The organism is Halomonas sp. 1513, from assembly GCA_001971685.1.
GTDB lineage: Bacteria > Pseudomonadota > Gammaproteobacteria > Pseudomonadales > Halomonadaceae > Franzmannia.
On record CP019326.1, the window covers coordinates 2,154,348 to 2,175,939 of the forward strand.

14 protein-coding genes are annotated in these 21,592 nt (G+C 66.9%); 10 read left to right on the forward strand and 4 right to left on the reverse strand.

Annotated features, from left to right (window positions below):
• Positions 1–99: 99 nt before the first annotated feature.
• Positions 100–2,376 carry a hypothetical protein gene (locus BWR19_09690; GenBank protein ID APX93179.1) on the reverse strand — a complete coding sequence of 759 codons (2,277 nt, stop codon included), beginning with the start codon at positions 2,374–2,376 and terminating at the stop codon, positions 100–102.
• Between the two features lie 325 nt (positions 2,377–2,701).
• Positions 2,702–3,370: a hypothetical protein gene (locus BWR19_09695; protein APX93180.1), complete on the reverse strand. Its 669-nt coding sequence runs from the start codon at positions 3,368–3,370 to the stop codon at positions 2,702–2,704.
• Between the two features lie 179 nt (positions 3,371–3,549).
• Here BWR19_09695 and BWR19_09700 point away from each other — a divergent pair, with 179 nt between their 5' ends.
• The 5 genes from BWR19_09700 to BWR19_09720 are packed head-to-tail and all read left to right on the forward strand — an operon-like array spanning position 3,550 to position 9,890.
• Positions 3,550–5,127, forward strand: coding sequence for an ABC transporter substrate-binding protein (locus BWR19_09700; GenBank protein ID APX93181.1), 1,578 nt, complete (start codon positions 3,550–3,552; stop codon positions 5,125–5,127).
• Between the two features lie 60 nt (positions 5,128–5,187).
• Complete coding sequence (locus BWR19_09705) at positions 5,188–6,135, forward strand: glutathione ABC transporter permease GsiC (GenBank protein APX93182.1); 948 nt, start codon at positions 5,188–5,190, stop codon at positions 6,133–6,135.
• Positions 6,132–8,045 (forward strand): peptide ABC transporter permease, encoded by a 1,914-nt coding sequence (locus tag BWR19_09710; protein APX93183.1) that lies wholly within the window; start codon positions 6,132–6,134, stop codon positions 8,043–8,045. Before BWR19_09705 ends, BWR19_09710 begins: the two co-directional genes overlap by 4 nt.
• Complete coding sequence (locus BWR19_09715; GenBank protein ID APX93184.1) at positions 8,038–9,057, forward strand: peptide ABC transporter ATP-binding protein; 1,020 nt, start codon at positions 8,038–8,040, stop codon at positions 9,055–9,057. Before BWR19_09710 ends, BWR19_09715 begins: the two co-directional genes overlap by 8 nt.
• Positions 9,054–9,890, forward strand: a complete 837-nt coding sequence (locus BWR19_09720; protein APX93185.1) for a hypothetical protein — start codon at positions 9,054–9,056, stop codon at positions 9,888–9,890. The genes BWR19_09715 and BWR19_09720 overlap by 4 nt, the downstream gene beginning before the upstream one ends.
• Before the next feature lie 38 nt (positions 9,891–9,928).
• Here the strand turns inward: BWR19_09720 and BWR19_09725 are convergent, their stop codons facing one another.
• On the reverse strand, positions 9,929–12,340 hold the full coding sequence (locus tag BWR19_09725; GenBank protein ID APX93186.1) for a membrane-bound PQQ-dependent dehydrogenase, glucose/quinate/shikimate family: 2,412 nt from the start codon (positions 12,338–12,340) through the stop codon (positions 9,929–9,931).
• Positions 12,341–12,521: 181 nt separating this feature from the next.
• Positions 12,522–13,544: a hypothetical protein gene (locus BWR19_09730; protein APX93187.1), complete on the reverse strand. Its 1,023-nt coding sequence runs from the start codon at positions 13,542–13,544 to the stop codon at positions 12,522–12,524.
• A 140-nt stretch (positions 13,545–13,684) separates the two neighbouring features.
• Between BWR19_09730 and BWR19_09735 the strand changes: the two genes are divergently transcribed.
• The 5 genes from BWR19_09735 (at position 13,685) to BWR19_09755 (ending at position 21,583) form a co-directional block, all read left to right on the forward strand.
• Entirely contained in the window at positions 13,685–15,394 is a 1,710-nt protein-coding gene (locus tag BWR19_09735; GenBank protein APX93188.1) for a sodium-independent anion transporter, read from the forward strand.
• Between the two features lie 271 nt (positions 15,395–15,665).
• Positions 15,666–16,826, forward strand: coding sequence for a C4-dicarboxylate ABC transporter substrate-binding protein (locus tag BWR19_09740; GenBank protein APX93189.1), 1,161 nt, complete (start codon positions 15,666–15,668; stop codon positions 16,824–16,826).
• Positions 16,827–16,873: 47 nt separating this feature from the next.
• Positions 16,874–18,895 (forward strand): C4-dicarboxylate ABC transporter, encoded by a 2,022-nt coding sequence (locus BWR19_09745; protein ID APX93190.1) that lies wholly within the window; start codon positions 16,874–16,876, stop codon positions 18,893–18,895.
• A gap of 55 nt (positions 18,896–18,950) precedes the next feature.
• Positions 18,951–20,390 carry a 3-hydroxyacyl-CoA dehydrogenase gene (locus BWR19_09750; GenBank protein APX93191.1) on the forward strand — a complete coding sequence of 480 codons (1,440 nt, stop codon included), beginning with the start codon at positions 18,951–18,953 and terminating at the stop codon, positions 20,388–20,390.
• Positions 20,387–21,583 carry a pimeloyl-CoA dehydrogenase large subunit gene (locus BWR19_09755; GenBank protein ID APX93192.1) on the forward strand — a complete coding sequence of 399 codons (1,197 nt, stop codon included), beginning with the start codon at positions 20,387–20,389 and terminating at the stop codon, positions 21,581–21,583. Before BWR19_09750 ends, BWR19_09755 begins: the two co-directional genes overlap by 4 nt.
• The last annotated feature ends 9 nt before the right edge of the window (positions 21,584–21,592 follow it).

Consider the following 21,592-nt stretch of genomic DNA (forward strand, 5'->3'; position numbering starts at 1 on the left):
GGACGTAACATCGGGTGTCACACAGGCCGCACCCCGCGTAGTTTTAGCGCATCCTGAAATGTCTTGTAATGTTAGTTAACGGCAAGGGCAACGAAAACTTTAGATTTCGTGGTAGCGCTCGGCGAAGACATCCAGCGGCATGGGGCGCGCGAAATAATAGCCCTGAGCCACCTCGATGCCCAGCGATTCCAGCCACTGCGCCTCTTCAGGCGTTTCGACGCCTTCCGCCACGATGCCCAGACGCAGCGTCTGGCAGAACCTGACCAGCGCCGAGTAAGCATCCAGGGCACGGCCGTGCAGGCCAGCCGCCTGCAACAGTTCGCGATCGAGCTTGACGCTGTTGAGCGGCAAGCGCTGGAGCAGCTGAAAGGCGGTATGACCGGTACCGAAGTCGTCGAGCGCCAGCCGCACCCCGAGTTGCCGTAACCGTGCCATGGCGTGCTCGATATCGCTGAGGTCGTGAAAATTGGCGTGCTCGGTGATCTCCAGCTCGATGCGCGAGGCGTTCAGCCCCTGTGCCTTGATGGTACGCCCCAGCCGGGCCAGGAAGTCGTCGCGCCCCAGCGTGCTCAGGGTGATATTGAAGGCCAGCACGAAGGCCTCCGGCAGCACCTCGCGGTGCGCTGAGTACCATGCCAGGCCCTGCTCCATCACCCAGCAGTCGAGCACGGCATTGAGCCCCAGTGCATCGACGATCGGCAGGAATTCGTTGGGCGTCACCTCGCCCACGCGCGGATGATGCCAGCGGATCAACAGCTCGCCGCCCACCAGGCGGCCGTCACGGGCGTTCACCTGCGGCTGTATCAGTAGAGACAACTGGTCGGTGTCGGCCTCAAACACCCTGCGCAGCGCCTCGGAGAGCTCACGGTAGCGACTACCCCGCTCCTCATCGTAGGGCGCCACAAGCTTGAGTGGCTGCTGCCAACCCTCCTGGGCCAACTGATGCATGCCGTCCTCCAGCGCCGCCAGATAGGAGGCCAGGTTTCTCAAGCGGGGCCGACACATCACCAGGCATCCATACCAGTCCAGACGCCGGTGCACCCCGTCCCACTCGGCCAAGGTCGCCAACAGGCTATCCAACTGCGCCTCGGGGTCCCCCTCGGCATCGCCAGCAATATGGCCGACCAGCGTCAGGTCAGGGTTGATATAGAGCCGCCACGCCTCGGGCAGTCGCGGCCGTATCAGCATCAGCTGCTCGCGCATCAGCGACCAGGCGGCCTCATGCCCCAGTCGCTGACGAAAGTCCTGCAGCTTGGGCGCCTTGAGCAGGAATAGTCCTCCTGAGAACACCCGCTCCGGCTTGGCCATGGCGGCCGACTCCAGGGCCTGGCGGGTCTGCAGCCCGGTGCGGCGATCGACGAGTAGCCGTTGACGCTGGCGCTGCATGCGCCAGCGCAGCCAGACAAGCACGCCCAGTGTCGCCAACAGCAGCACCGACAGCAGCATCGCCAGCCGCTGCATCTGGCGCGATACCCCGGAGCGTTCACCGAGGTAGCGTTCGACGTTGAGCCACTCGATGTTGTCACGCTGTGCGGCATGTTCACGCCAGCGGGCATCGAGCTGATAGCGGTAGGCACCGACCTCCTGCATCATGGGCAGCTGGCCGTGGGCATGACTGAGCAGGGTGTCGACCACGACTTGTGCAACGCGCTCGATATCCAGCACCGCGCCACCGGAACAGCCAAGCTCCATCTGATAAGGCAGATGGCAGAAGGTCGCGATACCCTGCTCCTCCAGACGAGGCAACCAGGCCCGCCGCTCGGCGTCGATATCTGTGGCGCCCATGGTCTGCCCCTCGACCAGATAGACACGGGTGCCGGATGGGGCCGCATGGTAAGCCTCCACCACCCGCTCGGGATCCCACTCCCACAGCACATCGACCAGGGCTACCTGCTCGTCCGCCGCCACCGCCTCGAGCATCGACTCGGTGAGGTGGCGACCGACCGGCGTGGTGTCGCCTAGTACCAGGAGCGGTAGCGGCGCGCCGAACAGCGAGGTAAGAAAGCCCAGCGAACGGCGCTCCACAGGGCGAGTCGTCACTAGCCGCACGCCGAGAAAGCTGGCAGGCCCCCACAGTTCGGGGTCATTGATGCCCGCCGCCACCACACGCCGTGGATTACCCAACGCCTCAGGCGAGTCGAGATAGAAGCGCAGCGCCGCATCATCGAGCAGAATCAAATGGTCGGCGGGGGCCACCGCTTCGCGCCCCGCCAGCCGCGAGCGATGCAGTGCAAAGGCCTGGGACTCATCGATGCGCCGGGCGTCGAGGTAGTCGACGCTCAATGCGGCATCCTCGTCCAGTCGCTCTATCGCCGCGCCGATCTGAGCCACCAGGTCATCGGTCCAGGGATTGCCCTGGTGGTAGGAGGCCAGCACATGGATATCCCGGGCCAGCGCCGGCGAGGCCGTCGCACCGAGCAGTAACGCGATCAGCCCAGCGCACAAGCGTGATACGACTGATGGCCGCGGCGCCCCTCGCCTCTGCATGCGTACCTCCTTGTGCGCCCCGCAGCAGCGGTCGGTGAGGTCGTCTAAGATTCGCTTGCTGCGGCTGTAGTGTAGTTCATGCCTTTAGCGGTGATCTCAGCGTCGGCGAGGCAATAACAAAACAGTTATCGGCAGCGTTTCAATTATCTTGATATGCATTGGGCTAATGTCTGCAGGCTAGGCGCCGACGGACAGCTGGGAGGCCGCGCTCACATCAGTAGCGATGCGGATCATCGGCCGTCGGCAGCCGGGTCAAGAATTGCTGATAGGCGCGGTCCTGGTCGACCCGCCGCTTTAGGGCCAGGAGTTCGACCACCGCATTCATGGCGTCATCGATACGCAGATCGAGTGGTAGCCCCCCGGGGGGGCGCACCTTGAGTGCCGCTGAGCGCGTGCCACGCGCATCGCCACCGGCGTCGCTGCCGGCGCTCAAGGCTGACAGCAGCGCCGCTGGCAGGTCACTGCCAGCCGATCGCGCGTGCCGATAGGCCTCCAGCATCAGCGCCGCTACCCGGTCGCTGGCGAGCATATTGCCGGCCACCACCACCCCGGGCTCGCGCAGCAGCGCCACCACCGGCACGTTGTGTTCGCCGCTCCAGCCGGCGCTGCGCCCACTGGCATCCATCAGCGCGATCTGCCGCCAGGCGGCGCCCCGGTCGTCGCGCTGGAGCGCTTCCACCACCGCCTCTACCGACATGCCGTCAGCCAGCGCCGCCAGGCCCTGTTCGGCGGCCAGTACATGGGTGCTGTATCCCTGGGTGATCGCCGCCCCCACCCCGGCACGCAGATGCGGCACGAAGGCCCCCAGCGCCGGACCACCGGTGGCACAGGCGATGCCGTGGGCGCCGCTGGCCTGGTCATATCCGATAATGCTGTAGGTCATTGCCTTCCCCTTGCCCCTGCTTAAATAGGGTGCGCTAACTGCCCCAACCGGCCACTTGCATCACGCTCTCGCCTATGCCATACCTAATTAGAGAGATTTATCATGATAAATATAAAACACCTTCAGCGTAGCCGCTTGTGCTCACCCACGACAACCTCAACAACATCAGGAGAGGCACGATGATTCGCTCCCTCGCACTGCCCAAGGGCCTGGGGCTATCGGCCCTGGCACTCGCCGTGGCCGGCTTGAGCGCCCCGCTCGCCGCCCAGACCCCACCCAACGTGCTGGTGGTCGGCCAGATCGCCGAGCCGCAGTCGCTGGACCCGGCCCAGGTCACCGCGGTCAACGACTTCCGCATCATGATGAACATGTACGACGGCCTGGTGCGCTACGCCGACGGCACCCTCGAGGTCGAGCCGGCGCTGGCCAGCGAGTGGCAGATCAGTGACGACGGCACCGTCTACACCTTCACCCTGCGCGACGACGTCAGCTTCCACGACGGCAGCGCCTTCGACGCCGAAGCCGTGGTCTTTCACTTCGAGCGCATGCTCGACGAAGACCACCCCTACCACGACACCGGCTCCTTCCCGCTGGCGTTCTTCTTCGAGGCCATCGACAGCGTCGAGGCCAGCGGCGAGCACGAGGTGACCTTCACCCTCGACGAGCCCTATGCGCCCTTCCTCTCCAACCTCGCCTACCCCACCGGCCTGATCGTCTCGCCGGCAGCAGTCGAGGAGCACGGCGAGGACTTCGGCCGCAACCCCTCGGGCACCGGGCCCTTCCAGTTCGAGGAGTGGCAGAGCAACAGCCGCGTGGTGGCCAGCGCCAACCCCGACTACTGGGACGGCGCGCCGGCGCTGGAGGCGGTGGTGTTTCGGCCGATCACCGATGCCAACACCCGGGTCGCCGAGATGATGGCCGGCGGCATCGACCTGATGGTCGAGGTGCCACCGGACAACGTCGCCCAGTTCGCCGAGGATCCGATGTACCAGGTCTCCGAACAGGCCGGCCCGCACCTCTGGTTCCTGATCCTCAATACCAAGGAGGGCCCCTTCGCCGACCAGCGCATGCGCCAGGCGATCAACTACGCCATCGACAAGGAGTCGCTGGTCGACAACATCCTCGAGGGCACCGCCACGGTGGCCGCCGGTCCGATTCCACCGGCCTTCGAGTGGGCCTACAACGAGGAGCTCGAACCCTACCCCTATGACCCGGAGCGCGCCCGCGAGCTGATCGCCGAGGCCGGTCACGAGGGCGCCGAGCTGACCTTCTACGTCACCGAAGGCGGTTCCGGCATGCTCGACCCGATCCCCATGGGCTCGGCGATCCAGGCCGACCTGGCCGACGTCGGCCTCGACGTCAGCATCGAGACCTACGAGTGGAACACCTTCCTCGGCGAGGTCAACCCGGGCCTCGAAGGCAAGGCCGACATGGCGCAGATGGCGTGGATGACCAACGACCCGGACACCCTGCCGTTCCTGGCCCTGCGCAGCGAGGCCATGCCCGACCAGGGCGGCTTCAACTCCGGCTACTACAGCAACCCGGAGGTCGACGCGCTGCTCGAGCAGGCCCGCCGCAGCGTCGACCAGGACGAGCGCGCCGCGCTGTACAAGGAGATGCAGGCCATCGTCCACGAGGACGCGCCCTGGGCCTTCGTCGCCAACTGGCAGCAGAACGCGGTGTCCAGCGCCGCGGTGGAGGGCTTCCGCCTGCAGCCGTCGTTCTTCCTGCTGCTCCACGAGGCCAGCAAGCCGTAAGCACGCCGTGCCCCGGGCAGGCTCGCCTGCCCGGAGGTCCACGCCAAGCGGAGTGATGACATGCATCTCTACGTACTGCGCCGACTGCTGATGACGGTGCCGGTGCTGCTGGGGCTGACGGTGATCGTGTTCCTGATCATGTCGCTGATCCCCGGCGACCCGGCGCTGGCCATCCTTGGCTCCTATGCCACGCCGGAGAACCTGGCGCGGCTGCGCGCCGATCTCGGCCTCGACCTCAGCCTGCCGCAGCAGTACTGGGTATGGCTGACCAATATCCTGCAGGGCGACTTCGGGCGCTCCTACCACCTCAACCGGCCGGTGCTCGACGAGGTGCTGGAGCGTTTCGGGGCGACCCTGATCCTGGCCGGCACCTCGCTGGCGCTGTGCGTGGTGATCGGCGTTGCCGCCGGTATCGTCTCGGCAGTGCGCCAGTACGGCTGGGCCGACCGCATCATCACCCTGCTGGTGCTGGTCGGGATCTCGGTGCCGGCCTTCTGGCTGGGCATGCTGATGATTCTGCTGTTCTCGGTGGAGCTGCGCTGGTTTCCGGTCAGCGGCATGTACTCGATCTACGGCGGCGGCGACCTGCCCGACCTGCTGCGTCACCTGGTATTGCCGGCCATTGCCCTGGCGGTGGTGGCGGCCGGGGTGATCGCGCGACTGACCCGTTCCAACATGCTCGAGGTGCTGCGCCAGGACTATATTCGCACCGCCCGCGCCAAGGGCCTCGACGAGAATCGCGTGATCCTCGGCCACGCCTTCAAGGTGGCGCTGGTCAACCTGATCCCGGTGATCGGCGTCCAGGCCGGCTTCGTGATCGGCGGCGCGGTTTACATCGAGACGGTGTTCCAGTGGCCCGGTATCGGCCGCATGCTGGTCAATGCCATCTCGACCCGCGACATCCTGCTGGTCCAGGGCGGCGTGCTGGTGGTGGCTGCCAGCTACGTACTGTTCAACCTGTGCGCCGACCTGCTGCAATACTGGCTCGACCCGAGGATCAAGGCATGATGGCATTCCTCAAACTGCTGGCGCGCAACCGCCTGGCGGCATTCGGCGGCCTGCTGCTGCTGGCCCTGGTGGCACTGGCGCTGGTCACCCCGCTGCTGCCGCTGCTCGAGCCCAACGCCACCAATCCCGCCAACCGCCTGCAGCCGCCGCTCTCCGAGGGCCACTGGCTGGGTACCGACCAGCTCGGCCGGGATATTCTTTCGCGGCTGCTATGGGGCCTGCGGGTCAGCCTGGCGGTGGGCATCGCCGCCTCGCTGGTGGCGGCCTTCATCGGTTCGTCGATCGGCCTGGTGGCGGGCTATTTCGGCGGCCGCACCGACAACACCCTGATGCGCGGCATCGACATGCTGATGGCGTTCCCCTATATCCTGCTGGCCCTGGCCATCGTCGCGGTGCTCGGCCCCGGACTGCTCAACGCCCTGTATGCCATTGCCATCGTCAATATCCCGTTCTTCGCACGTAACATCCGCGGCGCCACGGTGAGCATCGCGCATCGCGAGTTCGTCGATGCGGCGCGGCTGTCGGGCAAGGGCGACCTGCGCATCCTGCTCAGCGAGATCCTGCCCAACGTGCTGCCGGTGATCGTCATCACCCTTTCCACCACGGTGGGCTGGATGATCCTCGAGACCGCCGGTCTGAGCTTCCTCGGCCTCGGCGCCCAGCCGCCCCAGGCCGACCTCGGCTCGATGCTCGGCGAGGGCCGTCGCATGATCATCAACGCCCCCCATGTCGCCACCCTGCCGGGGATCGCGATCTTCCTGCTGGTGATGAGCATCAACCTGCTCGGCGACGGCGTGCGCGACGCCCTCGACCCGCGCCTCAGGTCCGGCGCGCTGTCGCGCCCGGCGCCTATGACTCGCCTGCGCCGTCGGCGCCACGCCAAGGTCGACGACGCGGTACACGTGCCCGGCCAGGCGCCGGCGCTGCTCGAAGTCGACGACCTGCACACCGATTTCGAGGTCGGCCGCGACACCTACCGTGCCGTCAACGGCGTGAGCTTTGCCCTCGAGCCCAACGAGTGCCTGGGACTGGTCGGCGAATCGGGCTCCGGCAAGTCGGTCACCGCGCTGTCGCTGCTGGGCCTGGTGGCCTCGCCGCCGGGCGTGATCAGCGGCGGGCGCGTCGAGTTCGAGGGTCGCGACCTGTTCGACCTTGGCATCCGTGAGCTGCGCAAGGTGCGCGGCAACCAGGTGGCCTACGTGTTCCAGGACCCGCTCTCCACCCTGCATCCGCTGATCAAGGTCGGCGAGCAGCTGGTCGAAGCGCTGCGTACCCACCAGCCGCTGTCGCGCCAGGCCGCTCATGAGCGCGCCGTGGCACTGCTCGGCCAGGTACGCATTCCCAACCCCGAGCGCCGCGCCGCCCAGTATCCCCACGAGCTCTCCGGCGGCATGCGCCAGCGGGTCGGCATCGCCATGGCGCTGGCCAATGACCCGCAGCTGATCATCGCCGACGAACCGACCACGGCGCTGGACGTCACGGTCCAGGCGCAGATCCTCACGCTGCTCAAGCGGCTGCGCGAGGAGCAGGGCACCGCGGTGCTGTTCATCACCCACGATTTCGGCGTGGTCTCGCAGATCTGCGACCGCGTGGCGGTGATGTACGCCGGCCGCATCGTCGAGGTGGGGCCCACTCAGGCACTGCTGGCCAACCCGCGTCATCCCTACACCCGGCGGCTGATCGACTGCGTGCCGCGCCTCGGCGATCCCGACCACGAGCCGGCGGCGATTCCCGGCCTGCCGCCGGCGGCCAACGCCCTGCCACAGGGCTGCGCCTTCGCCGAGCGCTGCGACCTGGTCGAGCCGCGCTGCCGCGAGGGGGAGATCGCCCTGATCGCCAGCGACGCCGAGCGCCAGGTGCGCTGCATCAAGCCGCTGGCCGACCACGCCTCGGGAGCCTCCCATGCCTGAACCGCTGCTCGACATCACCGGACTGACGCGCACCTTCGGCGGCGGCCGCAGCCTGCTCGGCGTGGCCAAGCCGGGTGTACACGCCGTGCAGGGCGTCGACCTGCAGGTGGCGCGCGGCGAGACCCTGGGCATCGTCGGCGAGTCCGGCTGCGGCAAGTCGACCCTGGCGCGCATGCTGGTAGGGCTCGATACCCCCACTGCCGGCCAGATCCGCTTCGGCGGGGACGACCTGCAAGCCATGCGCCGCCACGATCGTCACGCGCTGTCGCGGCGTATCCAGTACGTCTTCCAGGACCCGCTCAGTTCGCTCAACCCGCGCATGCGTATCCGCGATATCCTCGCCGCTCCGCTCAAGCACCTGCGCGGCCTCTCGGGCCGGGCGCTGGACGCGCGCATCGCCGAACTGCTCGAGGTGGTCAACCTGCGCCCCGAGTTCGTGAGCCGCTATCCCCATGAGTTCTCCGGCGGCCAGGCCCAGCGCATCGGCATCGCCCGGGCGCTGGCCGCAGAGCCCGAGGTGCTGGTGCTCGACGAGCCGGTCTCGGCACTGGATGTCTCGGTCCAGGCCCAGGTGCTCAAGCTGCTGCGTCGGCTCAAAGCAGAGTTCGATCTTACCTACCTGTTCATCAGCCACGACCTGTCGGTGGTCGAGAGCATCAGCCAGCGTATCGCGGTGATGTACTTCGGCCGGGTGGTGGAGGAGGCCCCTGCCCGGCAGCTGTTCGCCGAGCCCGCCCATCCCTACACCCGGCTGCTGCTGGGCAGCGCGCCGATACCCGGCGGCCCGCCCATCGTTGCCGAATCCACGGCCGCCGAGCTGCCCGACCCGCTCGACCCGCCACCTGGGTGCGCCTTCGCACCGCGCTGCCCCAAGGCCCGCGATGCCTGCCGCCAGGCACCGCCTGCGCTGGACGCACTTGACCAACATTGGCATCGTGCCGCCTGCCTGTACCCCGAGCGGGGGCCGTGGCAGGCTAGCGCCTCGACCAACACCACGCCGGGAGCCCTATGAGTTCGTCATCGCCCGCCGCTGCTCCGCGCCGCAAGCGCACCCATGCCATCGCCGAGGCGCTCAAGGACTATATCGCCGAGCATGGCCTGACGCCCGGCGAGCGACTGCCCCAGGAGCAGCATCTGATCGATGCCCTGGGCGCCTCCAAGGGCACCATTCGCGAGGCGATGCGCGCCCTGGAGGCACAGGGCCTGATCCAGACCCGCACCGGCCCCAAGGGCGGCGCCTTTATCGCCGAGGTCAGCGCCGACCGCAGCATGGAGCTGCTCGGCAACTACTTCTTCTTTCGTCCGCCGACCATTCACGATATCTACGAGGTGCGCAAGCAGCTCGAGCCGGCGCTGGTGGCCAGCATCGCGGGGCTGCTCGATGCCGCGGCCTTCGACGGCTTGGAGAGGGTGATGGCCTACTACGACCACCCGCCGGCCACCCTGGAGGAGGAGCGCACCCAGCGCATCAAGGAGCTCGAGTTTCACCTGCTGCTGGTCGAGCACTGCCCCAACCCGCTGCTGGCGCTGATGTGCCGCTACCCGATTCGGCTACTGATGAGCCACACCGTCTGCCAGCGCATCTACCAGCAACCCTACCCGGAGCTGCGCCAGCGCGGCCACGACTACCAGCAGCAGTTGATCGTCGCGCTGCGTGACGCAGACGCCGAGCGCGCCAGCCGCGTCATGGCCGAGCATATGCGTGCCGCCCAGGCGCTGATGGAAGCCCGCGAGGCGATGCTGGAGAAGACCTTCTTCAAGGCCGAGGGAGCGGCCAGCGCACCGAGCCGCGAATACCTGGCGCTGCAGGGCCACTGGCCGGGCAAATCGACACCCGGCACTTAGCGGTATCCGATATCGCATCTCCCTAGGCAGGGCCGCGTTCATTCGGGCAAGGCATAGGCGATGATGGCATCACCGGCCTTGGTGCCCAGCGAGCCATGGCCGCCCGCCACGACCACTAGCACCTGCTTACCCTGCGAGTTGCGGTAGGTCATCGGCGTGGCCTGCCCGCCGGCGGGCAAACGGTCTTCCCACAGCTGCTCGCCGGTCGTCACGTCGTAGGCGCGAACGTAGTAGTCCAGGGTGCCGCTCATGAATGCCACGCCTCCCGCGGTCATGACGGGGCCACCCAGATCGGGAACGCCAAGCTTGAACGGCAGCGGCAGCGGCGCGAGGTCACGCACGGTGCCATTGCGATGTTGCCAGACGACCTCCCCGGTCCGCAGGTCGGCGCCGGCGACCATGCCCCAGGGCGGCTGCTGGCAGGGCAGGTCGATGGGCGACATGAACGGCATGAGCTCCACCGCGTAAGGCGCACCGAAGTTCTCGTTGATGCCCGGGCCCGGCGAATCCATGCTGACATGAAGGCTATAGTCGTCGTCGCGTGGAATCAGGCGCGACACGAAGGCGAGATAGCCAGGCGTGGTGAAGGCGATCTGGCGTTCCGGGTCAACGGCGATGCCGCCCCAGTTGAAGACACCGAAATTGCCCGGATAGACCAGCGTGCCGTTGGTCGACGGCGGGGTATAGCGTCCTTCGTAGTTCAGCTGGCGAAACGCGATACGACAGGCCAACTGGTCGAAAAGCGTCACGCCCCACATGGCCGCTTCCTGCAGCGGCGGTGGCTCCAGGGAGAGCGCCGAGGCCGGCTGGGTGGGATGGGCGACATCGGGCAGCTGTGTGGCTTGAGACACTTCCTCTTCCACCACCGGCAGGATCGGCTCGCCGGTCTCGCGATTGAGCACGAACAGATCGCCCTGCTTGGTCGGCGCCACCAGCGCCGGCACATCACCTTCCGGCATGCTCAGGTCGATCAGGCTGGGCTGGGAGGACACGTCATAATCCCACAGGTCGTGATGAACGGTCTGGAAGACCCACTCGACCCGACCATCGGCAAGATTGAGCGCGACGATGGACGAGGCGAAGCGACCGGTGAACTCGTCGCGCTCCACGCCCCACTGGTCGGGGGGCTGGTTGCCCATCGGCAGATAGACCATGCCGAGGTTTTCATCGACGCTGGCGATCGACCACATGTTGGGGCTATTGGCGACATAGAACTCATCGTCGGCGATGGGATCGGTTGCCTCGGGGTTGCGCGGATCCCAGTTCCAGACCAGCTCGCCGCTTTGGACATCATAGGCGCGTATCACGCCCGAGGTGTTGTCGGTGGTCACATTGTCGTTGATGGCGCCGCCGATGATGACCAGCGCCTGGGTGACCACCGGCGGCGACGTGGAGTAGTAGAAGCCCGGCCGGTAATTCGGCATGTTGGCCGACAGATCGATGGCGCCATCGTCGCCGAATCCTACACAGGCACGGCCACTCTCGGCATCGAGTGCCAAGAGGCGCGCATCGGCGGTGGGCATGAAAATGCGTCGCGCACAGTGCATCTCGTCGGCATCGTCGGTCTCGCCGCTACCGGGATGATATGACACGCCGCGGCAGGTCTGGTGCTGACGGTTGATGTCCTGCGGGGATTGCGGATCGAAACGCCATGTCTCGCTGCCATCGTCGGCATCGAGCGCGATGACCAGGCTATGCGGGGTACACAGGTACAGCGTGTCGTCGACCTTGAGCGGCGTCACTTGGTAGGTGGTCTCGATGGGGTCGCCCGGGCCGCGCATATCGCCGGTATTGAAGGTCCAGAGCACCTCGAGCTCGCCCACGTTGTCCGGCGTGATCTCGTCCAGCGGTGAATAGCGCTGACCGTACCCGGTCCGGCCATAGGCGTGCCACTCGCCATCGGCGCTGCCCTCGACCTGCTGAGCCTCATCGCCATGGTCGTCCGCCTCTTGCGCTGACCTCGCCACCGCGTCGGGCAGCTGGCCCTGTACCGCGTGCGGGTCGGTGAATAGCGAGGCCAGCGCCACGACCGCCGAGACGACCAGCGCAGCGGCCAGCGGCGCCATGCTCCGCGAATCGAACCCCGGCCAGAATCGCCTGGTGGCAGCGCTGGCCGGGGCGCGTGATGTCGCGGGGGTGCCAAGCGACCGGGTGACCCAGGGGGTCAGCAACCACAGGCCTATCAGGACCACCAGGCTGCAGCGGGGCAGCAACGCCCACCAGTCGAGCCCAACTTCCCATAGCGCCCACAGCAGGGTAATGATCACCACCACGGCATAGACCCACAGGGCGGCGCCATGGCGCTTGATCAGCAGCGCGGCGGTGGCCAGAAACCCGAGCGCTGCCAGCAGGTAAAACCAGCTTCCTCCGATTGCCGCGAGCCATACGCCACCGATCGCCAGGCCCATCCCCAGCAACAACAGAATCCCTCCCGTCAATACCGCTGCCATGTCGCTCTCCTTGGCATTGCCTTAGCGACAGCATAGGAACAGTTGGAGGCGGCGTATAACGAGGCGAGTTTAAATAGTCTCTTTTAATGGCTTTTTTACATGGAGGCTGGCTTGACGAGATAGCTGCCTGAGCCAATTACACCAGGTTGCATGACATGGGTGGCGACATCATCAGCCACGCTCAGGGCGCCGGCAGCCAGGCCATCACCAGCCGACTCAGCGCCACTAGCGAGTCGCGGTGCACTCGCTCCCAGCCGTGGGAGGCATCGGCGCCGAAACAGGCCAGCGCATTGCGCACGTCGAGGCCCGCCTTGGCGGCGGCGTCGCCGTCGCAGTAGTAGTAGGGAAAGCAGTCGCGGGTAAAGGGGATCTGCTGCTCACGGCACAGCGCGAGCAGTCGCCTTGTGGCAACGGGATGCAGCGGCCCCAGGGAGTCGAGCATGGCGATGGTCACCCCGTGGTGGCAGACGTTCTGGCCCTCGCCCTGCGCGGCGATATCCAGGTTGAGCACCTCCTCGACGTCCTCGAACATCGCATGGCTGATGCCCACTCCAAGCTCCTCGGCGCAGGAGAACACCAGCCGCACGTCGCTGGCCAACCCAACCTCGCGGACCGCTGCCAGCAAGCAGGCAATGGCCGCCTTGTTGTCGAGGTGCCGCGCATTGATGAAGCCGCTGTCGGTAACGCTGGGCTGGCTGTCGACGCTGACCAGCGCGCCCACCTCGATGCCCTGCTCGCGCAGCGCCGCCGGCGCGGTATCGACCAGATCCAGGCGCAGCTCGATATGCGCCCAGTCTGCCGGCAGCCGATCGATCGCCTCGTTATGGACATGTCCCGATGCCTTGGTCGGCAGCAGGGTGCCCGTCGCCAGCACCTCTCCTGCTTCGCCATGCAGCTTGACCCGCGCGCCGTCGGCAAAGCGCGCATTCCATGAGCCGATCGGCCTGACCGCCAGCCGGGCGTTATCCTTGAGCCGCACCACCATGGCACCCAGGGTATCCATGTGGGTAGTAATCGCCCGCCGCGCTGCGCCGCCCGGCGCCTCGGCCAGCAGGTCACCGCGGGCAGTGCGCCGAGTCACCAGTCCCAGGCGCGTGAGTTCATCCGCCAGATGGTCGGCGATCGCAGCGGTATGCAGCGACGGCGAGGGTATCGCCAGCAGCGCCAGCAGCTGGTTCTCGAGGTAGCGGGTATCGAATGCCATGGTCGCCTCGCGTCAAGATCGCCAAGCCCCATGTTAGCGCGTTAGCGCCGCATAGCGGTCAACATCGCGGCCGATTTCCGGTAACCTCTGATGTTCGTCAAACGACGCCTTTCCCTATCGCCTGCCGACACAGGGCCGTGATGCTCAAGCGCTACCTGCCGATACTCGCCTGGCTGCCCCATTATCACCGACGGCTGTTCGGCGCCGACCTGCTGGCCGGCATCATCGTCACGGTGATGGTGATCCCGCAGTCGCTGGCCTATGCGATTCTCGCCGGCCTGCCGGCGGTGGTGGGGCTCTACGCCAGTATCCTGCCACAGCTGGTCTATTGCCTGTTCGGCACCAGCCGCACCCTGGCGGTGGGCCCGGTGGCGATCATCGCGCTGATGACCGGCGCCGCGCTGTCGGCAGTGGCCAGCCCCGGCAGCCCGGAGTACCTGCAAGCGGCGCTGGTGCTATCGCTGCTGTCGGGGGGCATGCTCGCCGCCATGGGGCTGATGAAGCTGGGCTTCTTCACCAACTTCCTCAGTCACCCGGTGATTTCCGGCTTCCTCACCGCCTCGGGCATCCTGATTGCGGCAAGCCAGCTGGGCAGCATGCTGGGTATCGACAGCAGCGGTTTCACGCTGCTCGAGCGCCTTATCACCCTGATCCCCAACCTCGCCGATATCCACCTACCCACGCTGGTGATCGGCCTGGGCACCCTGAGCTTCCTGGTGCTGATGCGCCGCTACGGTCGCGACACCCTGTGCCGCCTGGGCCTGGCGGCCGGCTTGGCCGACCTGCTGGCCAAGGCCGGGCCGGTGTTCGCGGTGGTCGCCACCACCCTGGCCACCTGGCATTGGGACCTGGCGGCCAGCGGTGTGGCGGTGGTCGGTGCCATCCCTCAGGGGCTGCCGCCGCTGACCCTGCCCTTCAGTGAGCTGTCGCTGTGGCGGGCCCTGCTGATCCCTGCTCTGCTGATCAGCCTGGTGGGCTTCGTCGAATCGATCTCGATGGGCCAGATGCTGGCCGCCAAGCGGCGCCAGCGGATCTCGCCCAACCAGGAGCTGATCGGTCTCGGCGGTGCCAACCTCGCCGCCGGGTTCAGCGGTGGCATGCCGGTCACCGGCGGGCTGTCGCGCACCGTGATCAACTTCGATGCCGGCGCCCAGACCCCCGCCGCCGGCGCCTTCGCCGCGCTCGGCATCGCCTTGGTCACCCTGTCGATGACCTCGCTGCTCTACTACCTGCCGATCGCCACCCTGGCCGCGACCATCACCGTCTCGATCCTGACCCTGGTGGATATCGACATGCTGCGCCAGACCTGGCGCTACTCGCGCAGCGACTTCGCCGCCATGGCGGTGACCATCCTGCTGACGCTGGTGGAGGGCGTGGAGGCCGGCATCATCGCCGGGGTCGCGCTCTCGGTCGGGCTATTCCTGTATCGCACCAGCCGCCCACACAGTGCGCTGGTCGGCCGCGTGCCCGGCACCGAGCACTTCCGCAACCTGACCCGCCACGAGGTGGAGACCGCCAGCCACCTGGCCCTGCTGCGCATCGACGAGAGCCTCTACTTCGCCAACGCCCGCTATCTCGAGGATACCGTCTACGACCTGGTCGCCAGCCGGCCCGAGCTCGAGCACGTGGTGCTGATCTGCTCGGCGGTCAACCTGATCGACGCCTCGGCGCTGGAGAGCCTCGACGCGATCAACGCGCGCCTCAAGGACTCTGACGTCACCCTGCACCTGGCCGAGGTCAAGGGGCCGGTGATGGACCAGCTCAACCGCAGCCACTTCCTCGACGAGATCACCGGCCGCGTGTTTCTCAGCACCTACGCTGCCTGGCGTGAACTGAGCGCTGCCGAGTAAGCGCCCGCCGATGCCTCCCCCGCCATCGCGTTAGACATTCGTCTTAGCGCAGCAGGCAGGCATACCTCGCATATCGCCTCACCGAGCCGCTAGCTATTTCAAATCAGATAGTTACTGGATAGCGCCCGGCGTATTTCATCTCCCTCCATGACGCCCGGTCGTTTGACACCGGCCGGGGAGCTTCCCTACTATCGAAATCAGTTTTTGAAACGCAGTACCGCATAGCAAAATACAACAACGCCAACACCCCCACGCTCATGAGGAGCCTCGCATGCGCCAGATCACGCGCCGACTCGCTTTCGCCACCCTTCCTCTCTCGCTGCTGGCTAGCGCCGTGGCCCAGTCCAACGAGATCACGCTTCCCAGCACCATGGCCTGGACCGCCTACGGCACCAACTCCAGCGGCTACGCCCAGGCGGTCGCCATAGGCAATATGCTGCAGTCCCAGCACGGCACATCGGTGCGCATCCTGCCCGGCGACAATGACGTCTCGCGCATGACGCCGCTCAAGCAGGGGCGGGTCGACCTTTGCGCCTGCGGCATCGCCAGCTACTACGGTGCCGAGGGCGTGATGATGTTTGCCGACCGCGACTGGGGCCCACAGCCGCTGCGGGTCATCACCACCTCGACGGCGTCGTTTGGGCTTTCTCTGGCCGTCGCCGGCGATCTCGACGTGGAAACTCCCGCCGACCTGGCCGGCAAGCGTGTGGCCTATATCCGCGGTGACGACGCGCTCAACAAGGGAACCGAGGCCTATCTCGCCTTCGGCGGCCTGACCTGGGACGACGTCGAGCGCGTCGACTTCCCCGGCTACAGCCGCTCCTTCGACGGCATCATTGCCGGTGACGTCGACGCCTCGTTCACCACCACCGTGACCCCGCCGGCGCAGCAGTTGGCCAGTAGCCCACGCGGCATCAGCTGGCCGGTTCTCGACCCCGATGACGAGGCAGGCTGGGAGCGCATGCTGGCGGTAGCGCCCTACTTCCGCCCCCACGAGGTCACCGCGGGTGCAGGCGGCGTCAGCGCAGACAACCCGGTGCCGAGTGCCAGCTACCCCTATCCCATCGTGGTGGCCAACCAGGACCTCGACGACAGCGTCGCCTATGGCCTGATCAAGGCGCTGCAGGACAATTACGACGACTACAAGGACAACGCCCCGGGCGCCGTGGGCTATGCCCTCGAGTATCAGGACCTGGAATGGGTCGTGCCCTTCCACGACGCGGTCGTCGAGTACTACCGCGACATCGATGTCTGGACCGATGAGATGCAAGCCCACCAGGAGCAGTTGGTCGAGCGCCAGACGGTGCTGAAACAGGCCTGGGACGACTTCATTGGCGATGCACCGAGCGATGACGACGACTTCACCGATGCCTGGATGCAAGCCAGAGCCGCCGCGCTGGATGATGCCGGTTTCGAGCCGATCTTCGAGTGATCACACGGGGCGGTGCAAACCGCCCCATTTGCTTCACGGACGCCGCCATGACCACAGCCACTCCCCCCGCCAGCCCCCAGCAGGCCAAGGAAAAGATCACCCAGATCCGCACCCTGCCGATGCCCATCCGCTGGCTGCCCGGTGCCGTCACCAGCGTGCTGATGCTGATGACGCTGGACTACCTGTTCAATATCGGCTGGCTGACCTTCGTCACCGGCCTGGAAACCCAGTTCTACTATGCTGTGGTGGCCCTGCTGCTGCCGCTGGTCTATCTGCTATGGCCAATCCGCGCCGCCGTGCAGGCGCGCCCCGTGCCCTGGTACGACTACCTGCTCAGCGCCATCACGTTGCTCGTCGGCGGCTATTTCGTCTATCACGCCGACTCGATACTTCAGCGCGGCTGGGCCTTCGCCGCACCTGACACCGCAGTCGTGGCCAGCTACGCCTACTGGCTGCTGATCATCGAGGCTGCCCGGCGCGCCGGCGGTTGGCCGATCGCCATCATCGTCAGCTGTTTCTCGCTCTATCCGCTGGTGGCAGATATCGTCCCGGGGCCGATTCAGGCCTTTCCTTCGTCGCTGGAAGAGACGGCGATGTACCACACCATGAGCACCGAGAGCATCATGGGGGTGCCGTTACAGGCCTTTGCCGGCCTGGTGATCGGTTTCCTGGTGTTTGGCGTGGTGCTGCAAAAGAGCGGCGGCGGCAAGTTCTTCATCAATCTTGCCTTTGCCCTGCTCGGTCATGTGCGCGGCGGACCGGCCAAGGTATCGATCTTCTCTAGCGGCCTGATGGGCTCAATGAGCGGCAGCGTGATCAGCAACGTGCTGACCACCGGTGTGCTGTCGATTCCTGCCATGCGCCGTATCGGCATGGGCCGCTCGTTCTCCGGCGGCGTCGAGGCGTGCGCCTCCACCGGCGGTGTACTGATGCCCCCGGTGATGGGCGCCACTGCCTTCGTCATGGCGATGTTTCTCGACGTGCCCTATTCGGCCGTGGCCCTGGCCGCCATCATTCCCTCGATTCTCTACTTCCTCGGGCTATTCATCCAGATTGACGCCTATGCGGCGCGCCACGACATCAAGGGGCTACCCGCCGTAGAGCTGCCCTCGCTGTGGCAGACGCTCAAGGAGGGCTGGTACTTCATCTTCGTCTTCGCCCTGCTGGTGTGGATGCTGCTGGTGATGCAGCGCGAAGCGGTCGCACCCTTCTACGCCACCGCGCTGCTGCTGGTGCTCAACCAGTTCTCTCGGCATAACCGCTGGGGCTTGAAGGAGCTCGGCGAGACCCTCTCCTCCGCCGCCAAGCTGTTTGCCGAGCTGATCGCCATCCTCGCCGGTGTCGGCATGCTGGTGGGCGCGCTGTCGATGACCGGTCTCTCCGGCACCATTGCCAACGATTTCATCCATATTGCCGGGGGCAGCGTGCCGCTGCTGCTGCTCATGGGCGCACTGACCAGCTTCGTGCTGGGGATCGGCATGACCGTCACCGCGGCCTATATCTTCCTGGCCGTGGCGCTGGCGCCGGCACTCATCCAGGGCGGCGGGCTGGACCCGATGGCCGTGCACATGTTCATCCTCTACTGGGGCATGCTGAGTTTCATTACCCCGCCGGTGGCGCTGGGCGCCTTCGCCGCCGCTACCGTGGCCGGCGCACGCCCCATGGCCACCGGCCTGCAGGCCATGCGCCTGGGCAGCGTGATCTACTTCATTCCGTTCCTGTTCGTGCTCAATCCGGCCCTCATCATGCAGGGCGAACCGCTACAGATCGGCCTGGTGTTCGTTCAGGCACTGATCGGCATCGTGCTGTTCGCCTCGGCCATGCAGGGCTACCTGATCGGCGTGGGCCGGCTCGGCGTGGGGATGATCTACGAATCCGTGGTGCGCGGGCTGGTGCTGGTGGCAGGCCTGCTGTTCGCGCTGCCCGGTGGCGGCATGGTGCCACTCAGCCAGGCTGAGCTGTTCGCCTTCGCCCTTGCTGCCCTGGTACCCGCGGTGCTGCTGGCTCGCTGGAGCCAGCGCCACGCCCGGCCAGCCGCGGCCTCTGCGTCGTCCGCCGTCGACCCATGAGTGCCGCCATGCCTTTCACCATGCCCCTTCCTGCTGATACTGCGAGTGATGACGTATGACGACACCGGTGACCTACCAGCGACATGACGATATCGGTGTGATCAGCATCGACAACCCGCCTGTCAACGCCCTCGGCCAGGCCGTACGCCAAGGCCTGGTCGAGGCGCTGGCGAGTGGCAACGAGGACGACCAGGTCCGCGCCCTGCTACTCGTCGCCAAGGGGCGTACCTTCATCGCCGGCGCCGATATCCGCGAGTTCGGCAAGCCGCCCCAGGCGCCGCTGCTGACCGACGTCATCCGCCAGTTGGAGGCGAGTGCCAAGCCGCTGGTCGTGGCACTCCACGGCACCGCCCTGGGTGGGGGCCTCGAGGTCGCGCTGGGCTGCCAGCTGCGGGTCGCCCTGCCCGGGACCCGGGTGGGGCTGCCCGAGGTCAAGCTCGGCCTGCTGCCCGGGGCCGGCGGCACCCAGCGACTGCCACGGCTGGTCGGCGTCGCAGCGGCCCTGGATCTGATCACCAGCGGTCGCTTTGCCAGCGCCGAGGAGGCGCTGGCGCTGGGGATTGTCGATATCCTGAGCGATGCCGAGAGCCCCCTCGACGCCGGCCTGGCAGCGGCCAGAGAGATGCTGGCCGGCACGCTCACCCCGCGCGTGACCGGTGAGCTACCGGCACCCCAGGCCAATCCCGAGGCCATCGCCGACTACCGCACCCGGCTCGAGGCCGAGGCCCCGGCGCTCTATTCACCGTTCCGCTGCATCGACGCCATTGCCGCCAGCTGCGACAGCAGCCTGGATGACGGCCTGCGCTATGAGCGCGAGCTGTTCGTGGCGTGCATGGACTCGCCCCAGCGGGCAGGACTGATCCATGCCTTCTTTGCCGCCCGCACCCCGCACAAGGTGCCCGAAGCGGACGAACCCACGGCCATTGCACACCTGGCGCTACTTGGCGAGCACCCGCTGTTTCGACAGCTCGAGCGACACGCCGAGCGCGCCGGCATCACCCTGACCGCCGCCCCGGAGGCGTCGACCCAGGCGTGCCTGATCGCCCCGGGGACAGAGGCCGCTGCCTGTCCCCCCTCGTGCCTGCGTATCGCGCTTGTCGCCGCCGGCGAGGCCAGCCAGCTCGACGCGCTCGACGCCGAACTGGCGCTGGTGCTGCCGACTCAGGGGGCACTCGCCGAGCTGGTATCGCTCGACGCCGATGCGACGCAACAGCAGGCCGTCGCCGCTCTGCTCAAGGGGCTGCGTCAAGGCGTGGTGGTCAGCCATCGCGGCAGCCTGCTGGCCGCGCTGAGCGACGCGGCAGGCGATGCTAGCGGCGATCCCCGCGCGGCCATGGAGGCCGCCAGCCTACGCCTCGCCGAGCGCGGCTGGAGCTATCGCCATAGCGATATCGACCTGCTCGCTATCGAGGCGCTGGACTACCCCCGCCACCTCGGCGGCCCTCATCGCCAGGCCAGCCTGGCGCTATCCGACACCTCGGAGAACGCTTCATGAACCTGACTTTTACCGCCGAGGAGCAGGCATTCCGCCACGAGGTGCGCGACTTCCTCGCGACCTCCCTGCCCGCCGCCATCCGCGAACGTGTGCGGCTGGGGCGGCGACTCTCCGCCGATGACCATGTCCGCTGGCAGAATCTGCTCAGCCAGCGCGGCTGGCTCGGCGCCAACTGGCCAGAGGCACACGGTGGCCCAGGCTGGAGCCCGGTGCAGCGGCATATCTTCGACGAGGAGTGCGCCGCCGCCCACGCCCCCACCGTGGTCCCATTCGGCGTCAGCATGGTGGCCCCGGTGCTGATGAAATTCGGCAGCGACGCGCAGCAGCGACACTACCTGCCACGCATCCTCGACAACCGCGACTGGTGGTGCCAGGGCTATTCCGAGCCCGGCGCCGGCTCCGACCTGGCCAGCCTGCGCACCCGCGCCGAGCGCGACGGCGACCACTACGTGGTCAGCGGGCAGAAGACCTGGACCACCCTGGGCCAGCACGCCAACATGATGTTTTGCCTGGTGCGCACCGACCCCGCGGCCAAGAAGCAGGCCGGCATCAGCTTTCTGTTGATCGACATGTCGAGCCCGGGGGTCAGCGTACGGCCGATCATCACCCTCGACGGCGCCCACGAGGTCAACGAAGTCTTTCTCGACGAGGTTCGCGTCCCGCTGGCCAATCGCGTCGGTGCCGAAGGCGAGGGCTGGACCTGTGCCAAGTTCCTGCTGACCCATGAACGCACCGGTATCGCCGGCCTGGGGCATGCCAAGCAGGCGCTGCGCCACCTCAAGTCGGTCGCGGCGCATGTTCAGCAGCGTGGCAGGCCGCTGCTGGAGCAGCCGAGCTTCCGCCAGCGCGTGGTCAAGGCTGAGCTCGAGCTGATGGCGCTCGAGGTCACCAACCTGCGGGTGATCGCCGCCGCCCGAGACGGTGGTGCACCCGGCGCCGAAAGCTCGCTACTGAAGGTGCGCGGCTCGGAGCTGCGCCAGGAGCTCAGCGACTTGACCCGCCGTGCGCTTGGACCGGCCGCGCTGCCCTTCTTTCCCGACTTTCTGCACGCTGACACCGAGCTTGCCGACGCCGAACAGCGTGAGGCGGCCGCCGCCAGCGCCCAGTACTTCAACCGCCGCAAGCTTTCGATCTATGGCGGTGCCAACGAGATACAGAAGAGCATCGTCGCCAAGACGATCCTCGGCATGTAAGGAGCCCTG